Genomic DNA, 20,064 nt, shown 5'->3' on the forward strand with positions numbered 1-20,064 from the left:
TATCGAGCAAGCCTAGGGGGATTCGAACGGGCTGTCCATGCGGGGTTTGTGAAGCAACCGGTGACCGGCGCGCACCAGCCAGCAGGCGAGGATAAACGGTGCAGTCAGTGCGGGCAGGTGCAGGGCGGTGAAGCCCGGCGTGAGCAGGATGGCCAGGCCGATGCCCAGCAGCGGTAACCAGGGCTGGCGACGTAACGGGCTCAGGGCCAGGGCCGCCAATGCCGGGTTATAGCTGTGCAGACCGAGCAGGGCACCTGAAGGCTCATTCAACCACAGGCCGGCCAGCACACCGATGCTGGCGCTGATTATGGCCCATGCGGCGGCACGGCGGTCAGCCAGCAGCAAACCCAGGGCGATTAAAAGACCCGCCAGGGGCTGCTCCAGCAGCATGATTTGCCCAAGACCGGAAAAGGGCGCCGTGAGTACCGCGAACATGTCGGCCTGGGCCGGCGCAAGCGTAGTTTGAGGTACATGGCCGAGCAGCAGCCAGCCGAGGCCAACAAAGGGGGCAGTGTAGGCGGGCAAATTGTGGGGCCGGCTGGCGTGTTTCAACCATTGCCGGGTGAGGATAGCGCTCAAGCCGCCGCCCGCCAGGATCAGCGGCGGCACCAGCGCCGACCAGGCAAAGTGCTGGCTGATCAACAAGCCCAGCAGTACGCCGTTGTAGCTATACAGCCCGGCCTGACGCTCAGCTTTGGGATACCCACGGCGCTGGGCGGTGAGCAACCCCGCGACACCGCCCAGCAACGCACCGCCCAGCAAGTCCGGGGCGCCGATCAGGATCGCCAGCAGGCACAGCAGGCCGCACAGCGGGTGGCGCTGCAGGAAAATCTGGCTGAAGCCGTTGAGCAGGGCTTCGGCCCAGTCGGGGCAGGTGTGGTTGTGCATGATAGGTATTCAATGAGACCGAGTTGTCCCCATCGCAGGCAAGCCAGCTCCCACATTTGACGGTGTTCACACATCCAAATGTGGGAGCTGGCTTGCCTGCGATGAGGCCCCTACAGGCGCTAGAGCAATGTCTCGATACGCAGCGAGTTGGTCGACCCCGGCTGCCCGAACGGCACCCCTGCGGTAATCACCAAGGTATCCCCACGCTGCGCCATACCCTGGGCCTGGGCAATTTCCAGCGCGGTGGAACACACCTCGTCGACCTGGCGCAAACGATCATTGACCACCGAATGCACGCCCCACGCCACGCTCAAGCGTCGCGCCGTGGACAGGTTCGGCGTGAGGTTGAGGATCGGCGCCACCGGGCGCTCCCTTGCGGCGCGCAAGCTGGAGCTGCCAGACTCGCTGTAGTTCACCAGTACCGCCACCGGCAGGATGCTGCTGATGCGCCGGATCGCGCAGCTGATGGCGTCCGACACTGTGGCATCCGCCTTGGGCCGGCTGACGTCCAGTTGCGCCTGGTAATCCGGACCATTTTCCACCTGACGGATGATCTTGCTCATCATCTGTACCGCTTCCAGCGGGTACTCGCCCGACGCGGTTTCGGCCGACAGCATCACCGCGTCCGCGCCTTCGGCCACGGCGTTGGCGACATCGGTGACTTCGGCACGCGTCGGCGCCGGGGAGAAGCGCATGGATTCGAGCATCTGCGTGGCGACCACTACCGGCTTGCCCAGTTGGCGGCAGGTGCTGATGATGTCTTTCTGGATCTGCGGCACGCTTTCGGCCGGCACTTCCACGCCCAGGTCGCCTCTGGCCACCATGATCGCATCGCTCAACTCGGCGATTTCCTGCAGGCGCTGCACGGCTGAGGGCTTCTCGATCTTGGCCATCAGGAAGGCCTTGTCGCCAATCAGCTCGCGGGCCTCGCGGATATCTTCCGGGCGCTGCACAAAGGACAGCGCCACCCAGTCCACGCCCAGCTCCAGGCCAAAGCTCAGGTCGCGGCGGTCCTTGGCGGTGAGCGGGCTGAGTTCCAATAGCGCTTGTGGGACGTTTACGCCTTTACGGTCGGACAGCTCGCCGCCGTTGAGCACGGTGGTGTCGATGGCATCGGCGTGTTTGGTGATCACCCGCAGGCGCAGCTTGCCGTCGTCGAGCAGCAAGTCCATGCCCGGTTCAAGGGCCGCGATGATCTCTGGGTGGGGCAGGTTGATGCGGCGTTGGTCGCCGGGTGTCGGGTCGAGGTCCAGGCGCAGGGCCTGGCCGCGAATCAACTGTACCTTGCCTTCGGCAAAACGTCCGACCCGCAGCTTCGGCCCTTGCAGGTCCATGAGGATGCCCAGCGGGTAATTCAGCTGGCGTTCCACTTGGCGAATCCACTGGTAACGCTGCGCATGGTCGGCGTGCTCACCGTGGCTGAAGTTGAGGCGGAAGATATTCACCCCGGCTTGCACCAGCTCGCGAATGTCATCGATACCGTCGGTGGCCGGGCCCAGGGTGGCGAGGATTTTGACCTTCTTGTCAGGCGTCATGGTTGGCAGTCTCAAGGATCAGGATGGCGCGGAAATCGTTGACGTTGGTGCGGGTCGGCTCGGTGACGATCAAGTCGCCCAGGGCGGCGAAATAGCCGTAGCCATTATTGTTATCCAACTCGTCGCTGGCGCTCAGGCCGAGGGCTTCGGCACGGCGGTAGCTGCAGGGGGTCATGATCGCGCCGGCATTGTCTTCCGAGCCGTCGATACCGTCGGTGTCGCCGGCCAGGGCGTAAACGCCGGGCATGCCCTTAAGGCTATCGGTGAGGCTGAGCAGGAATTCGGCATTGCGTCCGCCACGGCCGTTGCCGCGCACGGTGACGGTAGTTTCGCCGCCCGAAAGGATCACGCACGGCGCTGCCAGGGGCTGGCCGTGCTGCACAATCTGCCGGGCGATGCCGGCATGCACCTTGGCCACCTCCCGCGCTTCACCTTCCAGGTCACCGAGGATCAGTGGGCTGAACCCTGCCCGGCGGACCTTCACGGCCACGGCTTCCAGGGATTGCTGGGGGCGGGCGATCAATTGGAAGTGGCTGCGGGCAAGTATCGGGTCGCCAGGCTTGACGGTTTCCGAGGCGGGGTTTTGCAACCAACTGCGCACCGAGGCGGGAGCGTCGATGCCATAGCGCTTGAGGATTGCCAGGGCTTGTTGCGAAGTGCTCGGGTCACCGACGGTTGGGCCCGAGGCGATCACCGTGGCCTGGTCGCCCGGCACATCGGAAATTGCGTAGGTGTACACGGTAGCCGGCCAAGCGGCCTTGGCCAGTCGCCCGCCCTTGATCGCCGAGAGGTGCTTGCGCACGCAATTCATCTCGCCAATGGTGGCACCGGATTTGAGCAGGGCTTTATTGATGCTTTGCTTGTCGGCCAGGCTGATGCCTTCGGCGGGCAAGGCCAGCAGCGCCGAACCGCCGCCGGACAGCAGGAAAATCACACGGTCTTCTTCGCCCAGGTTGCTGATCAGCGCCAGTACGCGCTGGGCCACAGCCAGGCCGGCAGCATCCGGCACCGGGTGGGCCGCTTCGACCACCTCGATTTTTTTGCACGGCGCACCGTGCCCGTAGCGGGTGACCACCAGGCCCGATACCTCTCCCTGCCAGCAGTCTTCGACGACCAGCGCCATGGCGGCCGCGGCCTTGCCGGCGCCGATCACGATCACTCGGCCACTGCGGTCAACAGGCAGGTAGGGTTCAAGGACTTGCCGGGGGTGGGCGGCGTCGATGGCTGTGGCAAACAGCTCGCGAAGCAGGTGTTGCGGATCGACCGACATAAGCGGGCTCCCGGGGGATTCTTGTTGTTAGGAGTGCAGCCATTTCAGATTTGAAATGCGGTCAAAATGTGGGAGGGAGCTTGCTCCCGATAGCGGTGTATCAGTCGACATAGTGGCTGAATGACCGATTGCTATCGGGAGCAAGCCCCCTCCCACACTGGATTGCATTCCAAGGTGGGTTACTTGTCGCGGATGGAGAAATTGGCCATGTGCTCCAGGCCCTTGATCAGTGCCGAGTGGTCCCAGTTACCGCCGCCAATCGCCGTGCAGGTGCTGAACACTTGCTGGGTGCCGGCGGTGTTCGGCAGGTTGATCCCCAGTTCCTTGGCGCCGGCCAATGCCAGGTTCAGGTCTTTCTGGTGCAGGTTGATGCGGAAGCCCGGATCGAAGGTGCCCTTGATCATGCGTTCGCCATGTACTTCCAGAATCTTCGACGACGCAAAGCCACCCATCAACGCTTCACGCACCTTGGCCGGGTCGGCACCGTTTTTCGAGGCAAACAGCAAGGCTTCGGCCACCGCCTGGATGTTCAGCGCGACGATGATCTGGTTGGCGACCTTGGCGGTCTGGCCATCGCCGTTACCGCCCACCAGGGTGATGTTCTTGCCCATGGCCTGGAACAGCGGCAATGCGCGTTCGAACGTCTGCGGTTCACCACCGACCATGATGCTCAAGGTACCGGCCTTGGCGCCGACTTCACCGCCAGACACCGGTGCATCCAGGTACTGCGCGCCGGTTTCGTTGATCTTCGCCGCGAACGCCTTGGTGGCGGTGGGGGAGATCGAGCTCATGTCGATCACTACTTTATTGGGTGACAGACCGGCGGCCACGCCATCGGCGCGCAACAGCACGTCTTCGACCTGTGGGGTGTCGGGCACCATGACGATGATGAATTCCGATTCCTGGGCGACCTGCTGCGGGTTGGCCAAGGCGATGGCGCCGGCAGCAAGCAGCTCGGGGGGCGCTTTGCCGTGGTGCTCGGAGAGAAACAGTTGGTGACCGGCTTTCTGCAAGTTGGCGGCCATGGGTTGGCCCATGATGCCGGTGCCGATAAATCCGATTTTAGCCATGATCAAAATCCTCTTTTAATGTGGGAGCTGGCTTGCCTGCGATGGCATCAACCGGACCTGACTGATACACCGAGGTGTTTGCATCGCAGGCAAGCCAGCTCCCACATTGTTTTATGTTGTGTCAGTTGTCAGATGGCGTTATGGGTCTTGAGCCAACCCAAACCCGCCTCGGTCGTGGTCAACGGCTTGTACTCACAGCCGACCCAACCTGCGTAACCAATGCGGTCCAGATGCTCGAACAGGAAGCGGTAGTTGATCTCACCGGTACCTGGCTCGTTGCGCCCCGGGTTGTCCGCCAGCTGGATATGGTTGATCTCACCCAGGTGCGTTTGCATGGTCCGCGCCAGGTCGCCTTCCATGATTTGCATGTGGTAGATGTCGTATTGCAGGAACAGGTTGGCGCTGCCCACTTGCTCGCGAATCGACAGAGCCTGCGCCGTGTTGTTGAGGTAGAAGCCCGGAATGTCGCGGGTGTTGATCATCTCCATCACCAGCTTGATACCCGCCGCCTGCAGCTTCTCGGCGGCGTACTTGAGGTTGGCGACGAAGGTTTTTTCCACGGTCTCGTCATCGACGCCTTGTGGCCGGATACCCGCCAGGCAGTTGACCTGGGTGTTGCCCAATACCTGGGCATAGGCGATGGCCAGCTTGACCCCGGCGCGGAACTCCTCGACCCGGTCCGGGTGGCAGGCCAGGCCGCGCTCGCCCTTGGCCCAATCACCGGCCGGCAGGTTGAACAGCACCTGGGTCAGGCCGTTGGCATCGAGCTGTGCCTTGATATCGGCAGAGCTGAATTCGTACGGGAACAGGTATTCCACACCTTCGAAGCCGGCATCGGCGGCTGCCTTGAAGCGAGCAAGGAAGTCCTGTTCGGTAAACAGCATGGACAGGTTGGCGGCAAAGCGCGGCATAGGGTTCTCCTTAATCGAGCAGGGAAATGGCAGTCGGCGCATCGTTGCCGACCAGGGCCAGGTCTTCGAATTCGTTGACGGCGTTGATCTCGGTGCCCATGGAAATATTGGTCACTCGCTCCAGAATAATCTCAACGATCACCGGCACTTTGAATTCTTCGATCATTTCCTGAGCCTTGCGCAGGGCCGGTTGGATCTGGCCCGGCTCGAACACACGCAGCGCCTTGCAGCCCAGGCCCTCGGCGACGGCCACATGATCGACGCCATAACCGTTGAGTTCCGGGGCGTTGAGGTTGTCGAAAGACAGCTGCACGCAGTAGTCCATTTCAAAGCCGCGCTGGGCCTGGCGGATCAGCCCCAGGTAAGAGTTGTTCACCACCACGTGGATGTACGGCAGCTTGAACTGCGCGCCCACCGCCAGTTCTTCGATCATGAACTGGAAGTCGTAGTCGCCTGACAGCGCCACCACCTTGCGGCTCGGGTCGGCCTTGACCACGCCGAGTGCCGCCGGAATGGTCCAGCCCAGCGGGCCCGCCTGGCCGCAGTTGATCCAGTGGCGTGGCTTGTACACATGTAAAAATTGCGCGCCGGCAATCTGCGACAGGCCGATGGTGCTGACGTAGCAGGTGTCTTTGCCGAACACCTGGTTCATCTCTTCGTACACGCGTTGCGGCTTGACCGGCACGTTGTCGAAGTGCGTCTTGCGGTGCAGCGTGGCTTTGCGTTGCTGGCAGTCATGCAACCAGGCGCTGCGATCCTTAAGCTTGCCGGCGGCTTTCCATTCGCGGGCGACTTCAATGAACATCGTCAGCGCGGAACCGGCGTCGGAGACGATACCCAGGTCCGGGGTGAACACGCGGCCAATCTGCGTCGGCTCGATGTCAACGTGAATGAATCTGCGCCCTTCGGTGTACACCTCCACCGAGCCGGTGTGACGGTTGGCCCAGCGGTTGCCGATACCCAGCACCACGTCCGACTTGAGCATCGTCGCGTTGCCATAACGGTGGGACGTCTGCAGGCCGACCATGCCTACCATCAGCGGGTGGTCATCGGGAATGGTGCCCCAGCCCATCAGGGTCGGAATCACCGGGATGCCGGTCAACTCAGCGAACTCCACCAGCAACTCGCTGGCGTCGGCGTTGATCACGCCACCACCGCTCACCAGCAATGGGCGTTCAGCCTGGTCCAGCATCGCCAGGGCTTTCTCGACCTGGATACGGGTGGCCAAGGGCTTGGCCAGGGGCAGTGGCTGGTAGGCGTCGATGTCGAATTCGATCTCGGCCATTTGTACGTCGAACGGCAAGTCGATCAGTACCGGGCCTGGGCGCCCGGAACGCATTTCATAGAAAGCCTTCTGGAACGCGTAGGGCACCTGGCCGGGTTCGAGCACGGTGGTGGCCCACTTGGTCACGGGCTTGACGATGCTGGTGATATCGACGGCCTGGAAGTCTTCCTTGTGCATCCGTGCACGTGGCGCTTGCCCGGTGATGCACAGGATCGGAATCGAGTCGGCCGAGGCGCTGTACAGGCCGGTGACCATGTCAGTGCCCGCCGGGCCCGAAGTGCCGATGCACACGCCGATATTGCCGGCCTTGGTGCGGGTATAGCCCTCGGCCATGTGCGAGGCGCCTTCAACGTGGCGAGCAAGGACGTGATCGATGCCACCCACCTTCTGCAAGGCTGAATACAGCGGGTTGATCGCGGCGCCCGGGATACCGAAGGCGGTATCCACACCTTCACGGCGCATCACCAGGACAGCGGCTTCGATTGCTCTCATTTTGCTCATGGTTTTGGTGCCTCTTGCGTTTTGTAATTGTATACAAGTGGTTTCTGTTCAAAGTGTATTCACGGCGGACGGCGCAGGTCAATGCATTTTATGAAACGGCCTTTGCGTTCGTCGGAACGGCTTTTTTCGACGTATGGAGCCTTTGTTTGAAAATATTGTATACAAAAACAAATTTCATTGTGTTCTATTTATTCGATCGAGCATCTGATCAAACAGAACTCCACCGCTTTCCAATAACAAAAGAAGGACGGCACCATGAGCGCTTTAACCTTGAAACTCGCCACCCAATTGGCCGGCCAGGCCATCGCCGCAGGTCGCACGATTTCTGCAGCGCCGCTGACCATCGCGGTACTCGATAGCGGGGGGCACTTGATTACCTTGCAGCGCGAAGACGGCGCCAGCCTGCTGCGCCCGCAAATCGCCATCGGCAAGGCCTGGGGGGCGATTGCCTTGGGCAAGGGCTCACGTTTACTGGCACTGGATGCGCAGCAGCGGCCGGCGTTTATCGCAGCGTTGAACAGCCTGGGGCAGGGCAGTGTGGTGCCGGCGCCGGGCGGTGTGTTGATACGGGATCAGTCGGGGGTGGTGTTGGGAGCGATTGGAATCACCGGGGATACGTCGGATATTGACGAGCAGTGTGCGATCACGGCGATTGAGGGGGTGGGGTTGATGGCGGATGCGGGGGTGTCGGCTTGAGTCGTTCTGACTGTGAGTAAGCTATCGCAGGCAAGCCAGCTCCCACATTGACGGTGTTCACAGATCTAACTGTGTGAGCCCACTCAGTGTGGGAGCTGGCTTGCCTGCGATGCAGTCGACTCGGTCTACAGTCAAACCCAAATGGCATCCCATAGCGGATAGTCGCCAAATTTCTTTACCAGCCCGGCCCTGAGTGGATTGGCTACGATGTAACGTGCAATCCCCTCAAGGCTTTCCTCTCGACGCACGGCATGATCATGAAAGCCCGGCTGCCAGAGGCGACCTTGGCGGCCCGCCACCGCATTCACCACTCGGGTGCTCTTGGATTTAACTTGGCGCATCAAGTCGGCAAGCGAACCTTTCTCCAGAGAAACAAGCCAATGGAAATGATCAGGCATCACTACCCAGGCCAATGATGTTGCGAGCCCTTTATATTGAGCGATCCTGAATTGTTGTACGACCAGGCGGCCGAGTTTGAAGTCGCTGAAGATGGGCTCGCGTTCAAGGGTGTTGGTGGTGAGCAGGTAAATGCGGTTGGATTCGTTATAGCGTCCGATGCGCAGGCGATTTGAAGCAGGGAGATCGGGCATTCCTTGGCCTCTCTTCAGATGGTGTTCTGAGAGGCTAGACTGAGGGGCGAAGGCTGATCGGCATGCTTTTAGCAGGATGTGTCTGGATGGGCGCTATCGCGGGCAAGCCCGCTCCCACAGGGGATTGTGACCACTTTACATTTTGTGTTCGGCGCAAATCCGTGTGGGAGCTGGCTTGCCTGCGATAGCCTCGCCGCGGTCTATCAATCCGGCTCACACCCCTTGAGCACCAGCCGGATAATCGTCTGCGCCGCCGCCTCATAATCGGCTTCATCCAACTTGGCCTTGCCGGTAACGGCTGAGATCTGCCAGTCAAAGTCCGCATAGGTCTGGGTCGCCGCCCAGATGCTGAACATCAGGTGATTAGGGTCGATAGTCGCGATCAACCCACGATCCACCCAGTTCTGGATGCAATCGATATTGTGCTTGGCCTGGGCATTGAGCTGTTCAACCTGCTCGGCGCTCAGGTGTGGGGCGCCGTGCATGATTTCGCTGGCGAACACCTTGGAGGCGAACGGCAGGTCGCGGGAGATGCGAATTTTGGAGCGGATGTAGTTGCTCAATACTTCCTTGGGCTCCCCTTCGGGGTTGAACGGCGTGGAAGCGGCCAGGATCGGCTCGATAATGCTTTCGAGCACCTCGCGGTAGAGGTTGTCCTTGGACTTGAAGTAGTAATAGACGTTGGGCTTGGGCAGCCCGGCCTTGGCGGCGATGTCGCTGGTTTTGGTCGCGGCGAAGCCCTTGTCGGCAAACTCCTCGCTCGCCGCCCGCAGGATTTTTTCTTTGTTGCGCTCGCGAATGCTGCTCATAAACCAGACGTTTCCTTGCCATGACAGGCGGTTGCGCATGGTAGCACCGGCCATCAGCAGGCCTCAACAATCTGGCCGCAAGGCCGTGCGCCGGGCTATGCTCGCGTCATCTCTCTCTAACGGAAGTCCGGTTCATGGCAGGAAGCAGCTTATTGGTGTTGATTGACGATATCGCGGCGGTACTCGATGACGTCGCGCTGATGACAAAAATGGCCGCCAAGAAGACATCGGGCGTGCTGGGCGATGACCTTGCACTGAACGCCCAGCAGGTCTCCGGCGTGCGCGCCGAGCGGGAAATCCCGGTGGTGTGGGCGGTGGCCAAGGGCTCGTTTATCAACAAGTTGATCCTGGTGCCGACGGCCCTGTTGATCAGCGCCTTCGCTCCGTGGGCGGTGATACCACTGTTGATGCTCGGCGGCGCCTACCTGTGTTTCGAGGGCTTCGAAAAACTCGCCCACAAATTCCTGCACAGCAAGGCTGAAGATCAAGCCGAACACGCGCAGTTGGCTGAAGCGGTGGCCGACCCGGCAACCGATCTGGTGGCGTTCGAGAAAGACAAGATAAAGGGCGCGATCCGTACCGACTTCATTCTGTCGGCCGAGATCATTGCCATCACCCTCGGCATCGTCGCCGATGCGCAACTGACGCAGCAAGTGATCGTGCTGTCGGGTATCGCCATTGTCATGACCATCGGCGTATATGGATTGGTGGCCGGTATCGTCAAGCTCGACGACCTGGGGCTGTGGCTGACGCAGAAGCCGGGTCAGGTGGCGCGCAGTATTGGCGGCGCGATCCTGAGTGCGGCCCCCTACATGATGAAGAGCCTGTCAGTGATCGGCACGGCGGCGATGTTCATGGTCGGTGGCGGCATCCTCACCCATGGCGTGCCTGTGGTGCATCATTGGATCGAAACGGTAAGCCAAAGCACGGGGGCGCTGGCATGGTTGATGCCGACGTTGCTGAATGCGGTGGCGGGGATTATTGCCGGGGCTGTGGTGCTGGCGGCGGTCAGCATCGTGGGCAAGGGCTGGAAAGCACTCAGGGCATGACGTAGCACGTACAAAAAAGGCCATTCAATCGAATGGCCTTTTTCATGGGGGCGAATTACTCGGCAATCTGCAACTTGCGCGATTCGGTGTAGATATACCGCACCTTCTCATACTCGAACGGCGAGTTCATCTGGCCGTAGCGGAAGCTGGTCTGGTAGCGCTTATCGACGGCGCGCAGGGCCCAGACTTCCGGATGGTTGGAGCTGACTTCGGACACGTTGAGGAAGTTGATCTGCGATTCTGCCGTGTAGTCCACCAGCAAGCCGGTGGTATCACGCAGGTTCGACGGGCCAAAGATCGGCAACACCACATAGGCACCGCCCGGTACGCCGTAGAAGCCCAGGGTCTGGCCGAAGTCTTCACTCTGGCGTGGCAGGCCCATGGCCGTTGCCGGGTCCCACAGGCCGGCGACGCCGATGGTGGTGTTGACCAGCAGGCGCCCGGTGGTTTCCAGGGAGCGATGGCCCTTGAGTTGCAACAGGCTGTTCAACAGATTGGGCACATCGCCCAGGTTGTTGAAGAAGTTGCTCACACCGGTGCGCAGGAAGCTCGGCGTGACGTAGCGGTAGCCATTGACCACCGGCAGGAACACCCATTGGTCGAAGCGGTAGTTGAAGTGGTAAACGCGGCGGTTCCACGACTCCAGCGGGTCGTAGACGTTGAGCGCGGTAAGCGTGGAACGCTCGAATTCACGCTGGTCCAGGCCCGGGTTGAACTTGAGCTTGGTCAGCGGCTCCTTGAAGCCGTCGGCATCGACCTTGATGGGCTCTTGAGCCTTACTGTTGTCGGCATTGGCCACGCCTGCGCACAACATTGCGGCGAGCAGCAGAAGATATTTAGCCACGGAAGAACTCCAGCATGGCGTCGGCGTTGACGCGGTAATTGAGGTTGCCGCAGTGGCCGCCCAGCGGGTAGACGGTCAAGCGATCGCCGAAGGTTTTACGCAGGAAACCCAGATCGCCAGGGCCGAGGATCACGTCATCGGCGTTATGCATTACGGCGATTTTCGGGCTGTCGCGCAGGTAGTCCTTGAGGGCGTACAGGCTGACCTGATCGATCAGTTGCAGCAGGCTGCCGCCGTCGGAGCGGGCGCGCCACATCGGGATCACTTGCTCGGTGAGGTAGCAGTCGAAGTCGCATTGCAGGGCACGCTTGAGGAACGGCGTGAGGCTGGTGCCTTCGGTGATCGGGTATTTAGGCGGAATGATCAGGCCACGGCGGTTGATCAGGTCCGAGGTAAAGGCAATGTCGGCAGCCGAGAAGCGGAACGAGGTGCCGATCAACATGGCCATCTGTTCGTTGCTCAGGTGCTGCTTGGACTGCTGGAAGTCATAGAGCAGCGCATCGTTGAGGTCGATGTAGCCTTTTTGCTGGAAGTAGCGGGTCAGTTTGCTCAACACCAGTTCATAGAAAGTGGTGGTGTTGTTGATGCCCTTGACCTCGGTCTGTACCAGCTTGTCGAGGTTGGTGATCGAGGTGTAGAGGTTGACCGGCGGGTTGAGCAGCAGCACTTTCTTGAAATTGAAGGTGCGGCGCGTCTCATCGAGCTTGCTGACGAACGCCGCATCCAGCGCCCCCAGGCTATAGCCGGTGAGGTAGAAGTCGGTGACCGGCAGCGAGGCGTTCTGCGCGCGCACGGCTTGCATCACGCGGTACATGTCTTCGGCGTCTTCCTGGGTGATACCCGGGGTGGCGAAGCGCGAGGCAGCGCTGATGAAGTCGAAGCTGGTGGGCGATGACAACTGCACCACGTGGTAGCCGGCCTGGTAATACAGCTTCTTCAGGTATTCGTTGATGCTGCTGTCGAACCGCGCACCGGTGCCCGCGATCAGGAAGATCAGCGGCGCGGCGCGGTCCTGCTTGGCGATGCGATAGGTGAGCTTCTTCACTGCCCAGAAGTTATCGGGCAGGCTGAACTCACGCTCGGGGCGCATATTCAGGGTGTAATCGGATTGGTTGATCTCATCATCGGTCGGCAAGGTTGGCCGAAGGTCGGGAGGCGTGGTGGCGATGGTCGCTTCGAACGGGTTGGTCAAAGGGTAGCCATAGCTGGCCTGGTCGATATCGACGGCCAGTGCTGACGCACTCAAAAATAGGCTGCCCAGCAAGGCAGCACAGCGCAAGGAACGGAGCATGACTTAATCCCTAAGAGGAAACGTGCTGAATGAAATTCGCAGGCTATGACCACCGCGTTGCCACCGAAGTGCCAGGCAGCGGCACGAAAAGTCGGAAAAAACGTCGGAATCGGGGTAATAGCAGCCAGACGATACACTTTGCCATGCATTGTTGAACAGATATCTGCGCGAACACCTTGCTAACGGCCGCGGTGGGATTAAGCTGAGCGCCGTTTTTGCCTATCGGAGTGCCCCATGTCCCGCCGCTTGCCGTTGATTTTGCTGCTTGTTGCTCTGCCGTTATGGCTGGCTGCCAGTTATGCCGCACGTTATGGCTTTATGGAGGATGGGCAGTGGGTCGGCCTCTGCGCAGAGGAGGCCAGCCGCTGGGAGTGCCAGGTGCGTGCGAACCTTGGGTTGATGATTCACTTCAAGGTGCTGGGCTGGGCGGCGTTGATCACCTCGGTGTTGGGCTTTTTTGTACCGGGGCGTGCGGGATGGGCGTTGGCAGTAGTGGGGTTGGTGTTCGGGTTGCCGGCACTGGCGTTGTACAACACGACGTTTGCGGTGTTTGCGGTGGTGATTGCGGGATTGCGGTTGGTCAGGAAGCCTGGCTGCGCCTGATGTGGCCTCATCGCAGGCAAGCCAGCTCCCACAGTTGATTGGGTTCACACATTTCTATCTGTGAGCACGGTCAAATGTGGGAGCTGGCTTGCCTGCGATAGCGATCTTAAGCCTTGCGCACTCGCAAGCAACGCCACAAAGCCGCAACCATCAGCACGCTGACCACAGCCCAACCCCAGGCCTGCTGATTCAACAGCCCTTCGCGGTACAACTGCGGCGCAATGCCGGCACCGATAATGAAGGCCAGCAGCGCAATCTCCCGACGCGGCCCGGTCACCGGGCGCACCAGGTACACCAGGGCTGGCAGCACCAGCGCCGCGCTTGGAAAGCTGCGATAACGCGGGTCAAACACCAGCGCCAGCATCATCACCGCCCCCGCAAACCCGGCAATCGCCACCAGCCAGCCAGCGCGCTGCTCCAGCCAGTTGAATGCACGCTCGCGCCAGCCGTCACGGGCGCTGAGGGCCAGGGCGGCGTGGGCCAGCACCAACAGGTTCAAGGCCACCAGCAAGCCTGCCCATACCCATTCATCGTTGAAACGCGCAGTGACGCGGGTCAGTTCGGCCCAGGTGCCGATGGAGCAGGCAGCAACCGCACCGAGCAGTGGCAGGAGCACCGCGGAGCGCTTGCTGCGAATGCGGCCACCGAGCGCCAGGGTACCGAGCAGAATCACGGCGCCTACGCCCAGCCACAACGACCAGTACGGCACATTGGTCACCGGCCCTGCGAGGATGCCCTTGTCCTGGCGGTCTGCATCGAACAGCCCCCAATACCCGCCCACTGCGCCTTCACTTGCACGTTTCCATGGCTGGTCAAACGCTTCGATCAGGTTGTAGCGCCAGCCATTGGCTTCGGCCATGGCGACAAAGCCGCGCATGAACCTGGCTTCATTCACCCGGCTCGGCACGGCAGTCTCGCGCTGACGGCCTTCGCTGGGCCAACCGGTCTCGCCGATCACGATGTCCTTGGGCGCGAACTTGTGGCCGAAGGTCTGGCGTACGTCGCCTACATGCTTGAGCGCCTGGTCGATGCCGGACGGCTCATCTTCCCAGTACGGCAGCAGGTGAATGGTCAGGAAGTCCACCGCCGGCTCGATTTCCGGGTGTTGCAGCCAGAACTCCCACACATCGGCATAGGTGACCGGTTGCTTGATCTGGCTTTTGACTTGATGGATCAGCGCCACCAGTTGCTTGGCCGTGACTTCCTTGCGCAGCAGCGCCTCGTTGCCGACGATCACCGAAGTGACGATATCGGGATTGGTGTTGGCCGCCGCGATCAGTTCGTTGATTTCTTTCTGGGTCGCCACCGGATCACTGCTGACCCAGGCGCCGGCCATGACCTTCAAACCATGCTTGCGCGCCATGTCCGGCAAGGCTTCCAGGCCGGTCATGGAGTAGGTGCGGATGCATTCAAAGCGTGTGGCCAGCAAGGCCAGGTCGGCATCCATGCGTTCGGGACGCAGCTTGAATGGCTGGTCAAACGGCGACTGGTCCTTGTCGAAGGGCGTGTAGGACGCACACTGCAACTTGTGGCTGGCGCTCGCTACATCCGGCAGCACTACCGGCCGGCCGAGGCCATACCAGTAGCCAGCGAGTGCAAGCACACCAAGGATCAAGGCAAGAAAATAGGGCAGGGCAGGAAAGCGGGCAGTCGCAGGCATGGTCGGCTTATCTGGGGGAGCAAAGGCGCGCATCTTACCCGGATTTGGCGCGTGCCAGTGCGGCTGCATAATTTTGACATGCAAACTTCGGGCGGGATTCTGAAGATAACTCCTACAAAACGTCCTGCTGGCGATGTGATGTCGTTTCTTGCTCAACCAAGGTCGCCCACAGAGCAGGGCAAAGGCCTACGCAGGTTGATGATAAAACTGTCAGTACTCCACTGATGCCTCAGCAACCGGATCGATGCGCGTGAAGGGGGCGCGGTGCACCGCATAACAACAGGTTGATGTCGCTCGGCATCCGTCGGGCGCAGCACTTTCGGGGAAGTACATATGAAGATGCGACGACTCTTGGGCGCAGCTGCCACGCTGGTAGTTGCGATGGGCTCCACACTGGTCAGTGCCGACAGCAAAACCCTGAGCATCGGTTACGTGGACGGTTGGTCCGACAGCGTTGCCACGACCCATGTGGCGGCGGAAGTGATCAAGCAAAAGCTCGGTTATGACGTGAAACTGCAAGCGGTCGCCACGGGGATCATGTGGCAGGGCGTCGCCACCGGCAAGCTCGATGCCATGCTGTCTGCCTGGCTGCCGGTGACCCATGGTGAATACTGGACCAAGAACAAGGACAAGGTGGTCGACTACGGCCCCAACTTCAAGGATGCAAAAATTGGCTTGATCGTACCGGAGTACGTCAAGGCCAAATCCATCGAAGACCTCAAGACCGACACCACCTTCAAAAACAAGATCGTCGGCATCGACGCCGGTTCAGGCGTGATGCTCAAGACCGACGACGCCATCAAGCAATACGGCCTGGACTACAAACTGCAAGCCAGCTCGGGCGCGGCGATGATCGCCGAACTGACACGTGCCGAAGACAAGCAGGAATCCATTGCGGTAACCGGTTGGGTGCCCCATTGGATGTTCGCCAAGTGGAAACTGCGTTTCCTGGACGACCCAAAAGGGATTTATGGTGCTGCTGAAACCGTCAACAGCATCGGCAGCAAGGGCCTGGAAAAGAAAGCGCCGGAAGTGGCAGCTTTCCTGAAAAAATTCCAGTGGGCCTCCAAGGATGAAATCGGTGAAGTCATGCTCGCTATCCAGGAAGGCGCCAAACCAGACGCCGCGGCCAAGGATTGGGTGGCCAAGCACCCTGAGCGCGTCGCTGAGTGGACCGCTAAATAAAAGCCACTGATGCACCCCTGTGGGAGGGGGCTTGCTCCCGATAGCGGTAGGTCAGCCACAGATTTTTTGACTGGCACACCGCTATCGGGAGCAAGCCCCCTCCCACATTGGTTTCGCACCGCCTCAAATCTTCCTGCGCTTTGGCAATCCCTCGCTACACTCGATCTACTACTAAGGTCGTCTGGAACCTCTTCCGCAGCCGCATACAGTGGATATGTTCCAAAATAATAAAAAAGCTGTGCTGCGAGGATAAAAACAATGAACGACAGCATTTACCTCTCGATTCAAAACAGCCCGCGTTTCAAGGAGCTGGTCAGGAAAAGGGAAAGATTCGCCTGGATTCTCTCGGCGATCATGCTAGGGCTTTACTCCGCTTTCATCCTGTTGATTGCCTACGGGCCACAAATACTGGGGGCCAAGATCAGCCCCGGTTCCTCGATTACCTGGGGCATTCCCCTTGGCGTCGGGCTGATTGTGTCTGCCTTCATTCTCACTGGCATCTACGTACGCCGGGCCAACGGCGAATTTGACGACCTGAACAATGCGATTCTCAAGGAGGCTGCGCAATGATCCGGCGTCTATTGGCTATATTCGGCGCTTCGCTGTTTGCTCCGGCCGTCTGGGCGGCGGACGCATTGACCGGTGAAGTGCACAAGCAACCGCTGAACGTCTCGGCCATCGTGATGTTCGTCGCGTTTGTCGGCGCCACCCTGTGCATCACGTATTGGGCGTCCAAGCGCAACAAGTCGGCGGCTGACTACTATGCGGCAGGCGGCAAGATCACCGGTTTCCAGAATGGCTTGGCGATTGCCGGTGACTACATGTCGGCCGCGTCCTTCCTGGGGATTTCCGCGCTGGTGTTCACCTCCGGCTACGATGGCCTGATCTACTCGATCGGCTTTCTGGTGGGCTGGCCGATCATTCTGTTCCTGATCGCCGAGCGCCTGCGTAACCTGGGCAAGTACACCTTTGCCGACGTGGCGTCCTATCGCCTGGGGCAAACCCAGATCCGCAGCCTGTCGGCCTGTGGCTCGCTGGTAGTGGTAGCGTTCTACCTGATCGCGCAGATGGTTGGCGCGGGCAAGTTGATCCAGCTGCTGTTCGGCCTGGACTACCATGTGGCGGTGATCCTGGTCGGCATCCTGATGTGCCTGTACGTGTTGTTCGGCGGCATGTTGGCGACCACCTGGGTGCAGATCATCAAGGCAGTGCTGCTGCTCTCCGGTGCTTCGTTCATGGCGCTGATGGTGATGAAGCACGTCAACTTCGACTTCAACACGCTGTTTGCCGAGGCGATCAAGGTTCACCCTAAAGGTGAAGCGATCATGAGCCCTGGTGGGCTGGTGAAAGACCCGATCTCGGCATTCTCCCTTGGCTTGGCCCTGATGTTCGGTACCGCCGGCCTGCCGCACATCCTGATGCGCTTCTTCACGGTGAGCGACGCCAAGGAAGCGCGTAAAAGCGTGCTGTATGCGACCGGCTTCATTGGTTACTTCTACATCCTGACGTTCATCATCGGCTTCGGCGCGATTCTGCTGGTCAGCACCAACCCGGCGTTCAAGGATGCAGCAGGCGCCTTGCTTGGCGGTAACAACATGGCGGCGGTGCACCTGGCCAACGCGGTGGGCGGCAGTATCTTCCTGGGCTTCATCTCGGCCGTGGCCTTCGCCACCATTCTTGCAGTGGTTGCCGGCTTGACGCTGGCCGGCGCTTCGGCGGTGTCCCATGACCTGTATGCCAGCGTGATCAAGAAAGGCAAGGCCAACGAGAAGGATGAAATTCGCGTATCGAAGATCACCACCATCGCCCTGGCGGTGCTGGCGATTGGCTTGGGTATCCTGTTCGAAAGCCAGAACATTGCGTTCATGGTCGGCCTGGCGTTCTCGATTGCCGCCAGCTGTAACTTCCCGGTGTTGCTGCTTTCCATGTACTGGAAAAACCTCACCACCCGCGGCGCCATGATCGGCGGCTGGCTGGGCTTGATCAGTGCCGTGGGCCTGATGATCCTCGGCCCGACCATCTGGGTCTCGATCCTGCACCATGAAAAAGCCATTTTCCCGTACGAGTATCCGGCGCTGTTCTCGATGATCATTGCGTTCATCGGCATCTGGTTCTTCTCCATCACCGACAAGTCGGCGGCGGCAGAGAAGGAGCGTGCGCTGTATTTCCCGCAGTTTGTGCGTTCGCAGACTGGCCTGGGGGCGAGTGGGGCGGTTAATCACTAAGTCGTCAGATGCATAAGAGATACCTCGGTCGCAAGGCCGGGGTATTTTTTTGCCTGGGTCTTTTGTGTTGCCTGGGCTGGCCTCATCGCGGGCAAGCCCGGCTCCCACAGGTTGACTGTGTGAACCCGATCGACTGTGGGAGCTGGCTTGCCTGCGATGGCGGTAGATCAGGCCACACAAACAAAAACGGCCTCCACTAAGGAAGGCCGTTCTCATTACAAGCAAGCCGCTAAGTGCTTACTTGCGATCTTCCAGCTTGGTAATGTCACGCGACTCGTAGCCGGTGTACAGCTGGCGTGGGCGGCCAATCTTGTACGGGCTGGAGAGCATTTCTTTCCAGTGGGAAATCCAGCCCACGGTCCGCGCCAGGGCGAAGATCACGGTGAACATGCTGGTTGGAATGCCGATCGCCTTGAGGATGATCCCCGAGTAGAAGTCGACGTTCGGGTACAGCGAGCGCTCGATGAAGTACGGGTCGGTCAGGGCGATCTCTTCCAGGCGCATGGCCAGTTCGAGTTGCGGATCGTTCTTGATGCCCAGTTCCTTCAGCACTTCGTCGCAGGTCTGCTTCATGACGGTCGCGCGAGGGTCGCGGTTCTTGTAGACCCGGTGACCGAAGCCCATCAGCTTGAATGGATCGTTCTTGTCCTTGGCCTTGGCGATGAACGTATCGATGTTGGATACATCGCCGATTTCATCGAGCATGGTCAATACGGCTTCGTTCGCACCGCCGTGGGCAGGGCCCCACAGTGCGGCGATACCGGCGGCGATACAGGCAAACGGGTTGGCACCCGAAGAGCCGGCCAGGCGGACGGTAGAAGTGGAGGCGTTTTGTTCATGGTCGGCGTGGAGGATGAAGATCCGGTCCATTGCCTTGGCCAGCACCGGGCTGATCGGTTTGATCTCGCACGGGGTGTTGAACATCATGTGCAGGAAGTTTTCCGCGTACGTCAGATCGTTGCGCGGGTACATCATGGGCTGGCCCATGGAGTACTTGTAAACCATTGCGGCCAGGGTCGGCATCTTGGCAACCAGGCGGATCGCGGAAATTTCGCGATGCTCGGCGTTATTGATGTCCAGGGAGTCATGATAGAAGGCCGACAGGGCACCGACCACGCCGCACATGACGGCCATCGGGTGGGCGTCGCGACGAAAGCCGTTGAAGAAGGTCTTCAACTGCTCGTGAACCATGGTGTGGTTCTTCACGGTGCTGACGAACTGGGCCTTTTGCTCGGCTGTTGGCAATTCGCCATTTAGCAGCAGGTAGCAGGTTTCCAGGTAGTCCGACTTTTCAGCCAGTTGTTCGATCGGGTAGCCGCGATGAAGCAGAATGCCATTGTCACCATCGATATAGGTGATCTTCGACTCGCAGGAAGCGGTCGACATGAAGCCTGGGTCGAAAGTAAAACGGCCCGTGGCCGTCAGGCCCCGTACGTCGATAACATCGGGACCAACGGTGCCGGTTAAAATGGGCAGCTCGACGGGGGCTGCGCCCTCGATGATCAACTGCGCTTTTTTGTCAGCCATGTGGCCTCCTATTTATGCTTCAAATCATCAGACAGACCCCCCACGCAGGGCCCGCACCACTATATTGATATAAATCCAGATGTCAATTTGCCTAAAGTCTTGCGCCAGAAGGCTTTAACCGTACT

General features: G+C 60.1%; 18 protein-coding genes. 6 read left to right on the top strand and 12 right to left on the bottom strand.

The genetic code is table 11. The annotated features are described in order from the left end of the window. Positions 1–12: 12 nt before the first annotated feature. The 6 genes from E3O56_RS24015 to gcl all read right to left on the bottom strand — a co-directional run bounded on the left by E3O56_RS24015 (position 13) and on the right by gcl (position 7,460). Entirely contained in the window at positions 13–888 is an 876-nt protein-coding gene (locus E3O56_RS24015; RefSeq protein WP_248129098.1) for an urea transporter, read from the bottom strand. A 119-nt stretch (positions 889–1,007) separates the two neighbouring features. Next, a complete protein-coding gene (pyk, locus tag E3O56_RS24020) occupies positions 1,008–2,423 on the bottom strand; it encodes a pyruvate kinase (RefSeq protein WP_032877103.1) in 1,416 nt (471 codons plus the stop codon). Then, the gene (locus E3O56_RS24025; protein WP_078820718.1) at positions 2,413–3,693 is read right to left on the bottom strand and encodes a glycerate kinase; all 1,281 of its coding nucleotides are present in this window, start codon (positions 3,691–3,693) and stop codon (positions 2,413–2,415) included. The genes pyk and E3O56_RS24025 overlap by 11 nt, the downstream gene beginning before the upstream one ends. A gap of 179 nt (positions 3,694–3,872) precedes the next feature. Further along, positions 3,873–4,763 (bottom strand): 2-hydroxy-3-oxopropionate reductase, encoded by an 891-nt coding sequence (locus E3O56_RS24030; protein ID WP_248129099.1) that lies wholly within the window; start codon positions 4,761–4,763, stop codon positions 3,873–3,875. A 128-nt stretch (positions 4,764–4,891) separates the two neighbouring features. Further along, positions 4,892–5,674 carry a hydroxypyruvate isomerase gene (gene hyi, locus E3O56_RS24035; protein WP_032877100.1) on the bottom strand — a complete coding sequence of 261 codons (783 nt, stop codon included), beginning with the start codon at positions 5,672–5,674 and terminating at the stop codon, positions 4,892–4,894. Positions 5,675–5,684: 10 nt separating this feature from the next. Next, the gene (gcl, locus tag E3O56_RS24040) at positions 5,685–7,460 is read right to left on the bottom strand and encodes a glyoxylate carboligase (RefSeq protein ID WP_032877099.1); all 1,776 of its coding nucleotides are present in this window, start codon (positions 7,458–7,460) and stop codon (positions 5,685–5,687) included. A gap of 255 nt (positions 7,461–7,715) precedes the next feature. Here gcl and E3O56_RS24045 point away from each other — a divergent pair, with 255 nt between their 5' ends. Further along, a complete protein-coding gene (locus E3O56_RS24045; protein ID WP_005786547.1) occupies positions 7,716–8,156 on the top strand; it encodes a heme-binding protein in 441 nt (146 codons plus the stop codon). A 131-nt stretch (positions 8,157–8,287) separates the two neighbouring features. On the opposite strand, the gene E3O56_RS24050 is transcribed toward E3O56_RS24045, so the two are convergent. Together E3O56_RS24050 and E3O56_RS24055 are read right to left on the bottom strand one after the other, a co-directional pair. Further along, positions 8,288–8,746 carry a transposase gene (locus tag E3O56_RS24050; RefSeq protein WP_032877097.1) on the bottom strand — a complete coding sequence of 153 codons (459 nt, stop codon included), beginning with the start codon at positions 8,744–8,746 and terminating at the stop codon, positions 8,288–8,290. Between the two features lie 203 nt (positions 8,747–8,949). Then, positions 8,950–9,555 (bottom strand): TetR/AcrR family transcriptional regulator, encoded by a 606-nt coding sequence (locus E3O56_RS24055; protein ID WP_148852281.1) that lies wholly within the window; start codon positions 9,553–9,555, stop codon positions 8,950–8,952. 134 nt (positions 9,556–9,689) lie between these two features. Between E3O56_RS24055 and E3O56_RS24060 the strand changes: the two genes are divergently transcribed. Next, on the top strand, positions 9,690–10,604 hold the full coding sequence (locus E3O56_RS24060) for a DUF808 domain-containing protein (protein ID WP_078820720.1): 915 nt from the start codon (positions 9,690–9,692) through the stop codon (positions 10,602–10,604). Positions 10,605–10,659: 55 nt separating this feature from the next. Here E3O56_RS24060 and E3O56_RS24065 read toward each other — a convergent pair whose 3' ends face one another. Beyond that, on the bottom strand, positions 10,660–11,448 hold the full coding sequence (locus tag E3O56_RS24065) for a VacJ family lipoprotein (protein WP_103735077.1): 789 nt from the start codon (positions 11,446–11,448) through the stop codon (positions 10,660–10,662). Next, positions 11,441–12,739 carry a serine/threonine protein kinase gene (locus E3O56_RS24070; protein ID WP_032877094.1) on the bottom strand — a complete coding sequence of 433 codons (1,299 nt, stop codon included), beginning with the start codon at positions 12,737–12,739 and terminating at the stop codon, positions 11,441–11,443. Before E3O56_RS24070 ends, E3O56_RS24065 begins: the two co-directional genes overlap by 8 nt. 234 nt (positions 12,740–12,973) lie before the next feature. On the opposite strand from E3O56_RS24070, the gene E3O56_RS24075 reads away from it, so the two are divergent. Then, the gene (locus E3O56_RS24075; RefSeq protein ID WP_148852278.1) at positions 12,974–13,342 is read left to right on the top strand and encodes a hypothetical protein; all 369 of its coding nucleotides are present in this window, start codon (positions 12,974–12,976) and stop codon (positions 13,340–13,342) included. 106 nt (positions 13,343–13,448) lie between these two features. On the opposite strand, the gene E3O56_RS24080 is transcribed toward E3O56_RS24075, so the two are convergent. Continuing rightward, the gene (locus E3O56_RS24080) at positions 13,449–15,002 is read right to left on the bottom strand and encodes a glycosyl hydrolase family 17 protein (RefSeq protein ID WP_103735079.1); all 1,554 of its coding nucleotides are present in this window, start codon (positions 15,000–15,002) and stop codon (positions 13,449–13,451) included. Positions 15,003–15,335: 333 nt separating this feature from the next. Between E3O56_RS24080 and E3O56_RS24085 the strand changes: the two genes are divergently transcribed. From E3O56_RS24085 to E3O56_RS24095, 3 genes are all read left to right on the top strand, one after another. After that, the gene (locus E3O56_RS24085; RefSeq protein WP_032877092.1) at positions 15,336–16,187 is read left to right on the top strand and encodes a glycine betaine ABC transporter substrate-binding protein; all 852 of its coding nucleotides are present in this window, start codon (positions 15,336–15,338) and stop codon (positions 16,185–16,187) included. Positions 16,188–16,445: 258 nt separating this feature from the next. Next, a complete protein-coding gene (locus E3O56_RS24090; protein WP_005786564.1) occupies positions 16,446–16,757 on the top strand; it encodes a DUF485 domain-containing protein in 312 nt (103 codons plus the stop codon). Beyond that, on the top strand, positions 16,754–18,412 hold the full coding sequence (locus tag E3O56_RS24095) for a cation acetate symporter (RefSeq protein ID WP_005786566.1): 1,659 nt from the start codon (positions 16,754–16,756) through the stop codon (positions 18,410–18,412). Before E3O56_RS24090 ends, E3O56_RS24095 begins: the two co-directional genes overlap by 4 nt. 237 nt (positions 18,413–18,649) lie before the next feature. Here E3O56_RS24095 and gltA read toward each other — a convergent pair whose 3' ends face one another. Continuing rightward, positions 18,650–19,939, bottom strand: a complete 1,290-nt coding sequence (gene gltA / locus E3O56_RS24100) for a citrate synthase (RefSeq protein ID WP_005786568.1) — start codon at positions 19,937–19,939, stop codon at positions 18,650–18,652. Positions 19,940–20,064 lie beyond the last annotated feature (125 nt).

The sequence above is a fragment of the Pseudomonas sp. W2Aug9 genome (genome assembly GCF_023127755.1).
Taxonomy (GTDB): domain Bacteria; phylum Pseudomonadota; class Gammaproteobacteria; order Pseudomonadales; family Pseudomonadaceae; genus Aquipseudomonas; species Aquipseudomonas synxantha_A.